This window comes from uncultured Streptococcus sp., assembly GCF_963516575.1.
In the GTDB taxonomy this organism is placed as follows: Bacteria; Bacillota; Bacilli; order Lactobacillales; family Streptococcaceae; genus Streptococcus.
In genome coordinates this window covers 43,297-50,031 of the sequence record NZ_CAUQCP010000007.1, presented here as the reverse complement: position 1 = coordinate 50,031, position 6,735 = coordinate 43,297, and the positions used below count along the sequence as shown (strand labels likewise).

Annotated in this window: 11 protein-coding genes; 10 read left to right on the top strand and 1 reads right to left on the bottom strand. The window is 39.2% G+C overall.

Annotation, left to right across the window (positions count from 1 at the left end):
- Nucleotides 1-296: 296 nt before the first annotated feature.
- Entirely contained in the window at nt 297-638 is a 342-nt protein-coding gene (locus RWM06_RS02285) for a metal-sulfur cluster assembly factor (protein WP_261040812.1), read from the bottom strand.
- A 124-nt stretch (nt 639-762) separates the two neighbouring features.
- On the opposite strand from RWM06_RS02285, the gene rgg reads away from it, so the two are divergent.
- The 10 genes from rgg to RWM06_RS02235 all read left to right on the top strand — a co-directional run bounded on the left by rgg (nt 763) and on the right by RWM06_RS02235 (nt 6,728).
- Nucleotides 763-1,614: a quorum-sensing system transcriptional regulator Rgg gene (rgg, locus tag RWM06_RS02280; RefSeq protein ID WP_313969967.1), complete on the top strand. Its 852-nt coding sequence runs from the start codon at nt 763-765 to the stop codon at nt 1,612-1,614.
- A 200-nt stretch (nt 1,615-1,814) separates the two neighbouring features.
- A complete protein-coding gene (locus tag RWM06_RS02275) occupies nt 1,815-3,062 on the top strand; it encodes a transporter (RefSeq protein ID WP_313969966.1) in 1,248 nt (415 codons plus the stop codon).
- Nucleotides 3,063-3,139: 77 nt separating this feature from the next.
- The gene (hisS, locus tag RWM06_RS02270) at nt 3,140-4,429 is read left to right on the top strand and encodes a histidine--tRNA ligase (RefSeq protein ID WP_313969965.1); all 1,290 of its coding nucleotides are present in this window, start codon (nt 3,140-3,142) and stop codon (nt 4,427-4,429) included.
- Nucleotides 4,426-4,572, top strand: a complete 147-nt coding sequence (locus RWM06_RS02265) for a hypothetical protein (RefSeq protein ID WP_313969964.1) — start codon at nt 4,426-4,428, stop codon at nt 4,570-4,572. The genes hisS and RWM06_RS02265 overlap by 4 nt, the downstream gene beginning before the upstream one ends.
- Nucleotides 4,572-5,039 (top strand): hypothetical protein, encoded by a 468-nt coding sequence (locus RWM06_RS02260; protein WP_313969963.1) that lies wholly within the window; start codon nt 4,572-4,574, stop codon nt 5,037-5,039. The genes RWM06_RS02265 and RWM06_RS02260 overlap by 1 nt, the downstream gene beginning before the upstream one ends.
- Before the next feature lie 9 nt (nt 5,040-5,048).
- Nucleotides 5,049-5,255 carry a helix-turn-helix transcriptional regulator gene (locus RWM06_RS02255; RefSeq protein ID WP_001176230.1) on the top strand — a complete coding sequence of 69 codons (207 nt, stop codon included), beginning with the start codon at nt 5,049-5,051 and terminating at the stop codon, nt 5,253-5,255.
- Nucleotides 5,255-5,443, top strand: a complete 189-nt coding sequence (locus RWM06_RS02250; protein ID WP_313969962.1) for a hypothetical protein — start codon at nt 5,255-5,257, stop codon at nt 5,441-5,443. Before RWM06_RS02255 ends, RWM06_RS02250 begins: the two co-directional genes overlap by 1 nt.
- The gene (locus RWM06_RS02245; protein WP_313969961.1) at nt 5,430-5,627 is read left to right on the top strand and encodes a hypothetical protein; all 198 of its coding nucleotides are present in this window, start codon (nt 5,430-5,432) and stop codon (nt 5,625-5,627) included. The genes RWM06_RS02250 and RWM06_RS02245 overlap by 14 nt, the downstream gene beginning before the upstream one ends.
- Before the next feature lie 2 nt (nt 5,628-5,629).
- Complete coding sequence (locus RWM06_RS02240) at nt 5,630-5,980, top strand: PspC domain-containing protein (RefSeq protein WP_313969960.1); 351 nt, start codon at nt 5,630-5,632, stop codon at nt 5,978-5,980.
- 13 nt (nt 5,981-5,993) lie between these two features.
- Complete coding sequence (locus RWM06_RS02235; RefSeq protein WP_313969959.1) at nt 5,994-6,728, top strand: DUF3169 family protein; 735 nt, start codon at nt 5,994-5,996, stop codon at nt 6,726-6,728.
- The last annotated feature ends 7 nt before the right edge of the window (nt 6,729-6,735 follow it).

Here is a 6,735-nt window from a genome sequence, read left to right as displayed (position 1 = left end):
GATCTCAATCACGCCTCCTATTAAAGTAGTTAGACCACTAACTTAATGACATTGAATCTCGGCTTGCTTCTTTTCATCTTCAAAAGTGATTTGCCTGCTTATACTCAATAAAAATCAAAGAGCAAACTAGAAAGCTAGGCGCAGATTGCTCAAAATACTGTTTTGAGGTTGTAGATAGAACTGACGAAGTCAGCTCAAAACACTGTTTTGAGGTCGCAGATAGAACTGACGAAGTCAGTAACATATACCTACGACAAGCCGACGCTGATGTGGTTTGAAGAGATTTTTGAAGAGTATTAACGAGGTGGCAGTCCAAGGGCAATGCGGCCGTAGCGACTGATTCGTGTGATCTTCCAGGCAGGCGACCAGGTAACTTCAACCTTGACATCTTCGATCCCCTCGATTTGTTTCAGACCTGCCACGATTTCGATAGGTAGACTCTCGGCACAATCGCAGGCAGTATCAGTGAAGGTCATGACAATCTTGCAGAGACCCGTTTCATCCAGATTGATTTCATAAATCAGCCCTAGATTGTAAACATCCAATTCCACATCTGTATCAAAAACCTTCTCTAGTTTTTCGATAATTTGGTCTTGTATGGCCAAAGCACGGTCATTGATTTTGATATCCTCTCTCATTACAGTCCCTCCACGTGATAAATATCCTCTATTTTCTCATAATTCTGACAATTTGGCAAGTTTTTGATGAATTTTCTGAAAAAATATGATAATATAAAGAAAATGCAGAATTAAGGGGAAGCCTATGGAGCAGATTGGAAAAGTCTTTAGACAATTACGAGAGTCAAGAAATATCTCGCTGAGACAAGCAACTGGGGGACAATTTTCGCCGTCTATGTTATCCCGATTTGAAACAGGTCAGAGTGAGCTTTCGGTGGAAAAGTTTCTATTTGCCTTGGAAAATATATCTGCCAGTGTGGAGGAAATCCTCTTTCTGGCGAGAGGGTTTCAGTATGATACAGATTCTGAGTTGAGAAAAGAAATCATAGATGTCTTGGATCCAAAGAATATAGCTCCGCTTGAGGACTTGTATCGCAAGGAGTATCAAAAGCATGCCCATTCTCAAAACAAACAGAAACATATTCTAAATGCCATTCTTATCAAATCTTATATGAAGAGCATGGATGAAAGGGTAGAGTTAACAGCAGAGGAAGTAAAAGTCCTTCATGATTACCTGTTTTCTACCGAGATTTGGGGAATCTATGAACTCAATTTATTTTCAGTCAGTTCTCCCTTTTTATCTGCTTCTCTTTTTACTAGATATGTACGAGAAATGGTCCGCAAATCTGATTTTCTAATGGAAATGTCTGGTAATCGAAACCTTTTTCACACTATACTATTGAATGGTTTTTTAGCCAGCATTGAGTGTGAAGAATTTACTAATGCCTCTTATTTTAAACGTGTTATCGAAGAGCATTTCTACAATGAAAATGAAACCTATTTCCGAATTGTCTATTTGTGGGCGGAAGGTCTCCTTGATAGCAAGCAAGGTAGAGTCAAGGAAGGTCAGAAAAAGATGGAGGATGCTGTCCGTATTTTTGAGATGCTTGGCTGTAATAAATCTGCCGAATACTATAGAAAAACGACCGATTGTTGAATATCTGCAAACTAAGAAAATTATTTGAAATTTTAAGTGATAGAATTGTTGAGCTCTCTCGTGTCACTGGAGAAATTCTATCGTTTCTTTTTGCTCATTTCGTTTGTTGCATATATTCAAAAGTTTTTCCTCTAAAATTTCTAAGTGCTATACTATAGTCATACTTCACATAAAACTTCTAACAAGAAGGGAGATTATCTATGAAACTATTGTTTAGAAATCAAGCGTATCGACTCTTGACTTTATCACGCTTCTTCAATGCTTTTGGTGCTTCGATTTTTAATCTGGTCTTTATCGTCTATGCATCGACCTTGCCACAAGCCTCTTTTGCGGTTGCTATGGCGAATATTGTCATGATTCTTCCGACTTTCTTTACAGTTTTTGTAGGGATTCGGGCAGATTATACGAGGGCCAAGGTCAAATGGATGGTCTATAGTGGTTTGTTTCAGGCGATTTTATTTTTTCTAGCAGCCCTAGTTGTCCAGCAAGCTAGTCTATTTGCCTTTTCTAGTCTGTGTTTAATCAATGTTATTAGTGATGTCATCAGTGATTTTGCAGGTGGTTTGCGCATGCCTCTCATTAAAGAAAAAGTAGCTGAAGAGGATTTGATGGAAGCTTATTCTTTTTCCCAGTTTATCACCTATATTTCAGCCATTGGTGGTCAAGCTTTTGGAGTCTGGCTCTTAGGGCTATCGGTCAATAATTTTTCTCTCGTTGCGGGAATCAATGCCTGTTTCTTCCTCGTATCAGCTTCTGTTCTCTTTTTAGGAAAAAGCAAATTGAGCCTGTCAATGTCATCTGCTGATGGTGAAATCCTAAAAAATGAGAAGCTTCCGATCAAAGAGCAGTTCCTAACGATTTATCGAAATTTACGTCTCGTTTTTCTTAAAGGTGGACAGAAAAACTTTGGATTCATGATCTTTGCTGTCTTGCTTATCAATACCTTGGGTGGCGCTTTAGGAAGCATCTATAACATCTTCTTTTTGAGCCATTCTCTTTTGGACTTTTCTTACACAGAGGCATTATTTATCAGTCAAGTCTGTGCTTTGTTAGCAATCATCATCAGTAGCCTTACGGGCAATGATTATTTTGGGAAGCAGTCCTTGCCTAGATTGATGATGTGGGTGACCGTAGGACTCAGTCTAGTTGGTCTAGCTAATTTATTCAATCAAGTCGTACTTGGTTTACTATTTCTCTGTTCAACTCTGTATGTGTCTGGTAAAGTTCAACCAAAGATTAGTGCCATGCTCCTGAAAAATCTAGCTCCAGAGGTTCTAGCTCGTACCAGTAATTTTTTAGGTTTATTGTTCACCTTATCCATACCTGTGGGAACAGCTTGTTTTTCACTAGTAGCTGTATGGAATATACAGTTGACTTGGATGCTATTTGTTGGTCTTTCCTTGCTAGCTATTCTTTTGACAGTTCTTAATCTCAAAAATGATATTTGAATCCTAATTTTATTCTTACTGTTTTAATCCCTTTATTTATGGTAAAATAAGACTATTAAGTTTAAAGAGGATTCCCTATGAAATTACAAAAACCAAAAGGAACGCAGGATATTTTACCTGCTGAATCTGCCAAATGGCAGTACGTTGAGGGCTTTGCCCGTGAGATTTTCAAGCGCTACAACTATGCAGAAGTGCGCACGCCTATTTTTGAGCATTACGAGGTCATCAGTCGCTCTGTCGGAGATACAACGGATATCGTAACCAAGGAAATGTATGACTTCTATGACAAGGGGGAACGCCATATCACCCTCCGTCCAGAAGGAACTGCGCCTGTTGTCCGTTCCTATGTGGAAAATAAACTCTTCGCCCCAGAAGTGCAAAAGCCAAGTAAGTTCTACTACATGGGCCCTATGTTCCGCTATGAGCGTCCACAGGCAGGGCGTTTGCGCCAGTTCCACCAGATTGGTGTTGAGTGCTTTGGCTCTAGCAATCCAGCTACTGATGTGGAAACCATCGCTATGGCAGCCCATTTCTTGAAAGAAATCGGCATCCAAGGTGTCAAATTGCATCTTAACACTCTTGGAAATCCTGAGAGCCGTGCGGCTTACCGTCAAGCCTTGATTGACTATTTGACACCGCTCAAGGAGACCTTGTCTAAGGATAGCCAACGTCGTTTGGAGGAAAATCCTCTCCGTGTCTTGGACTCTAAAGAAAAAGAAGACAAGGTAGCAGTAGAGAATGCGCCTTCTATCTTGGATTTCCTTGATGAAGAAAGCCAAGCTCATTTTGATGCTGTGCGTCAGATGTTGGAAAATCTTGGAGTAGACTATATCATCGATACCAATATGGTGCGTGGTCTGGACTACTACAACCACACCATTTTTGAGTTCATTACTGAGATTGAGGGCAATGACTTGACAGTCTGTGCGGGTGGTCGTTACGATGGCTTGGTTGCTTACTTTGGTGGCCCTGAAACTGCTGGATTTGGTTTTGGCCTTGGTGTAGAGCGCCTGCTTCTCATTCTTGAAAAGCAAAGTGTGGCCCTCCCTATCGAAAATGCCCTAGATGTCTATATTGCGGTCTTGGGTGAAGGAGCAAATGTCAAGGCCTTGGAATTGGTACAAGCTCTTCGCCAACAAGGATTCAAAGCAGAGCGTGATTATCTCAACCGTAAACTCAAAGCTCAGTTCAAGTCAGCCGATGTCTTTGCGGCTAAGACCCTCATCACCCTAGGTGAGAGCGAAGTCGAAAGCGGACAAGTGACGGTCAAGAACAATCAAACACGAGAAGAAGTGCAAGTGTCACTTGAGACAATCAGCCAAAACTTCTCAGGAATCTTTGAAAAACTAGGCTTTTATACTCAATGAAAATCAAAAAGCAAACTAGGAAGTTAGCCGCAGGTTGCTCAAAACAGTGTTTTGAGGTTGTGGATAGAACTGACGAAGTCAGTAACCATATCTACGGCAAGGTGAAGCTGACGTGGTTTGAAGAGATTTTCGAAGAGTATTAATGATAGATAAACTGGCCAGGAACTTATTCCTGACCTTTTTCTTTTGCAAAATGACAAAAATCATAAACTTTTCGACAAATATGTTTGTCAAAAAGAAAAAGATGTGTTACAATAAATTCAAGTTAAGAAATAGGAAGCAGAAAGGAGCTATGATGTGGGTAGTAGTATTTATACTATTTCTGATTTTCTTTTATTCTAATAATTCTGAAAAAATCAAGAAACTAGAGCAGAAAATCAAAAAGCTTGAGCGAAAAGAGAAAGGAAACGCAGAAATGTCGAGATTATTGCAAGAAATGATTGGAAAGAAACCAATTATAACGGGAGTGTATATTGGACCAGATAACTGGGAAGTTGTGGATGTTGACGAGGAATGGGTCAAACTACGTAGCGTTGATAAAAAGGGGAAAGAAAAATTCAAGTTGCAACGTATTGAGGATATCCAAACCGTTGAATTTGATGGAGAGTAGGTGTGTAACATGCAACTAAAAAATCGTCTAAAAGAGCTTCGGGCTCGCGATGGTCTCAATCAAACCGACCTAGCCAAGCTGGCAGGGGTTTCCAGACAGACCATCAGCCTATTAGAACGGGACGAATACACCCCGTCCGTTGTGATTGCCTTGAAAATATCTCAAATTTTCAACGAAACAGTCGAATCGGTATTTCGCTTGGAGGAGGACGAGTGATGAAAAAGTATAGAGTGCTTTATCATATGAGTGTTCTTGCCCTTATTGTAAATGCTTTCGCTATGGTTGGAACATTACTGGGCTGGTTCTATTTTGTTGAAAGTAAGTATTTGTTTTGGATTAATTTAGTCCTCTTATCCATTTTCAATTGGTTAGAGAAAAAGGAGAAAAATGATGAAAAAGTATAAAGTGATCTATTATATAGTTGCCATAGCCCTATTAGTCAGCATGTGTCTACTAATTGGAACAAATCTAGGATGGTTTAATCTCTATTACAGCGACCAATTTATCTGGGCCTACTTTGCTCTTATCCCAGTCGTTGACTGGATTGAAAAGAAAGCAAACAATTTAGCAAGTGAAAAAGGAGAATAAATATGAAAGAGTTTTTAGCAGGTTTTCAAGTAGATACAGAACAAAAAGAACTTGCAGGTGTCTGTGCAGGTTTAGGAAACTATTTTAATATCAAGACTAACGTCATCCGTTTGGTAGCCATTTTGCTGTTTCTTTGGTCAACAGAGTTTGGGATTTTAACAGTCATCCTATATGCTTATCTAGCAGGTTGGCTTGGGAGAAATCCTTTAGGAGAAGGGGCGAAAAAAGCCAGAAACCAAGCTATTCTCTTGTTTGCTGTTTGTTTGATTTTAGTATTACTTGGAACAGAGGGCTTGACAGCAATTTATGCATCAGGGAAAGCCTTTGGTCAGTGGTTAGTTGGATTGGTTTAGAAAGAGGTTGAATATGAAAAATAAACGTGTCTTGTTATTTTTAATTCCTATTGTCTTGGGAGCTTTCTTGTATATGTTTGTAGATATGTTGAAGGCTGGTGCCGAATTCCACGGAATGATGTTAGATGCAAAAATCTTGATACCATGGCTATCAGCCATTTGTTTACTATTAGGTTTCGTTGGCATTGTTTTGACGTTCAATTTCTCAAAGAAAAGCAGAAAATTTCACTCCTTGTATCAAGAGGAAATGGATGATGATCTGAATGAAACCTATTATGTGCAGATGTATCGGAATCTTGAGTTTGGAAACATTACTTTTAATATTACAGGCGTAGCGATTGTATTGGCTCTCTTCATTTCAGGAAGCGAAGTAATTGTACTCGATGTAAGTCGTATAACATTTTCCCTTTCCTTTTTGGAATTAGTGCTGTATTCACACAGCCAAAAATATCTTTTTAAAACAATTGCGATTGTTCGTCAGCTTGATTTGGCATTTTTCTCTACACCAAAGGATATCTTAGAGCATTTCGATTCTTACGATGAAGGGGAGCGCAAGGCTAATTTGGAACAGAGTTTTCGGATTTTATTCCAATTAAATCAGTATGTCTTACCAGCCTTATATATTTTTCTTTTTATCATTTCTTTCTTGATAGGAGAGATTCAGTTACTAGCCTTCTTGCTTGTAGGAGCCATCCATGTTTATATCAATGTGATGCAGTTGCCTATGGTGAAACGTTATTTCAAATAAAGGAGTT